The sequence below is a fragment of the Ruminococcus sp. CAG:57 genome (assembly GCF_000435935.1).
GTDB lineage: Bacteria > Bacillota > Clostridia > Oscillospirales > Ruminococcaceae > Hominimerdicola > Hominimerdicola aceti.
In genome coordinates, this window is record NZ_FR890703.1 from 1 (window position 1) to 1,743 (window position 1,743).

The 1,743-nt window shown below is 35.8% G+C and carries 2 protein-coding genes; both read left to right on the top strand.

Going from position 1 to position 1,743, the window contains the following annotated elements; genetic code table 11:
• Positions 1-117 precede the first annotated feature (117 nt).
• The gene (locus QVO88_RS03160; RefSeq protein ID WP_022287080.1) at positions 118-579 is read left to right on the top strand and encodes a DUF4869 domain-containing protein; all 462 of its coding nucleotides are present in this window, start codon (positions 118-120) and stop codon (positions 577-579) included.
• The gene (locus QVO88_RS03165) at positions 569-1,519 is read left to right on the top strand and encodes a hypothetical protein (RefSeq protein WP_022287081.1); all 951 of its coding nucleotides are present in this window, start codon (positions 569-571) and stop codon (positions 1,517-1,519) included. The genes QVO88_RS03160 and QVO88_RS03165 overlap by 11 nt, the downstream gene beginning before the upstream one ends.
• Positions 1,520-1,743: the final 224 nt, after the last annotated feature.

Genomic DNA, 1,743 nt, shown 5'->3' on the forward strand with positions numbered 1-1,743 from the left:
TTGCTTTCCCAGCAGAAAAATGGTATAATGAGAATAACAAAATTTTTCAAGAAGGCAGACTGTATGGGCGTATACGTCCGTTTTGCTTGTGAATAATAGCTATAAGGAGATGGTGTTGTGCTTAGAATATTTTTTGGAAAACACCCTAAAGAAATATACAATACTGAGGTCTATTATGCAAATCAGTATGATAAAATGTGGGTCATGGAACCATTTGCAAAAAAGATCATTAAGGATATTGATGACTCAACTGTAATTGGCCCTGATCTTATAGAAAACGATATTTTTGGCAAATTTAATTCAACGGAATTGTCAGCGGGCGTTAAGACTCTTTTGCTGATATATAATCAGCCTAAAAAGATCTTCAATATTTCAAATTGCGGAGATAACTGCTCAAAGTATCTGCTTGAAATGGCTGAAAACAAGGATATTACGGTATCATTGCATCATTTGATGGACTTTGGAAAGTCTTTTTCTGTGAAAATAATAAATGAAGGGAAAAGAAAAGTGATTACAGACCCAATTGAATATTTGATGCTTGCAGATAGATATCTGAGGGGTGAAGAAAATGAGGGGTAAAATAAAAATACAAATAAAAAACAGGCACATAACGTTTAATTTTACTCTTGAGAGAAATGTAACGATATTGACAGGGGACAGTGGCACTGGAAAAACGAAACTCATCAATATGGTGAGAAACTATTCCGAACTTGATGAACAAAGTGGTGTAATTTTAAAGTGCAGTAAACCTTGCCTTGTATTGTCAAATGCTAATTGGGAAACCATTCTTGAAAATACCCACGAGAGCATTGTTTTTGTTGAAGAAAGTACACCATTTCTATCTTCTTATGAGTTTGCAAAAGCGATTCAGGGTTCTGATAATTATTATGTTCTTGTAACAAGAGAGCCGTTGGCGCAAATTCCATACAGTATAGATGCTATCAGGAAGATCCATAAAAATGGTGCAAAACCGAAGTTCGAGAAGATATATAAGAACATTTCAAAAAATGATATATCAGCATTTCCGTATGATATTGTAATCGTTGAAGACAGCAGGTCGGGTCTTCAGTTTTTTAAGAAAGCAACTGAAGATCACGATCTCGAATGTATCAGTTCTAACGGAAAGAGCGGAATTGTAAAATTACTGGAACAGCATAAAGGTAAGCGTATTCTTGTAATAGCCGACGCTGCGGCACTTGGTTCAGAAATCAAAGAGCTTATGTATTTAAAGTCTGTATCAAATAATAAGATCGATCTTTTTTTGCCGGAGAGTTTTGAATGGCTTATTCTTCGCTCGGCGATTTTTGACCGTAACGATAATGTTCAAGAGATTTTGGCTGACCCGGCAGAACATATAGATTGTGAAGAGTATTTCAGTTGGGAGCGTTTTTTTACTGCATTGCTGGTGGCAGAAACTAATGGCAGAGCAAATCTTGAGTATCACGAGAACAAGAGCCATATCCCTTCCGGATATTTATCCGAACAAAATATTTATTCTATTTTAAATGCAATGGAATAATAATAGACAAGCCATACTCTGTGTTGATTTGATTGCACAGGGTGTGGCTGTTATTTCGATTCAGCTTGCTTTCCCCGCAGAAAAATGGTATAATAGGAATAACAAATATTTTCAAGGAGGCAGGCTGTATGGGCATCTACGTTAATCCTAATAATGTGGATTTTCAGCGTTGTTTGCAACAGGATATATACGTTGACAAAACCAATCTGACGTGAAAATTGTTT

Coding starts and splice junctions, on each gene's coding strand:
- QVO88_RS03165 (WP_022287081.1), top strand. CDS start 569: ATGAGGGGTAAAATAAAAATACAAATAAAAAACAGGCACATAACGTTT.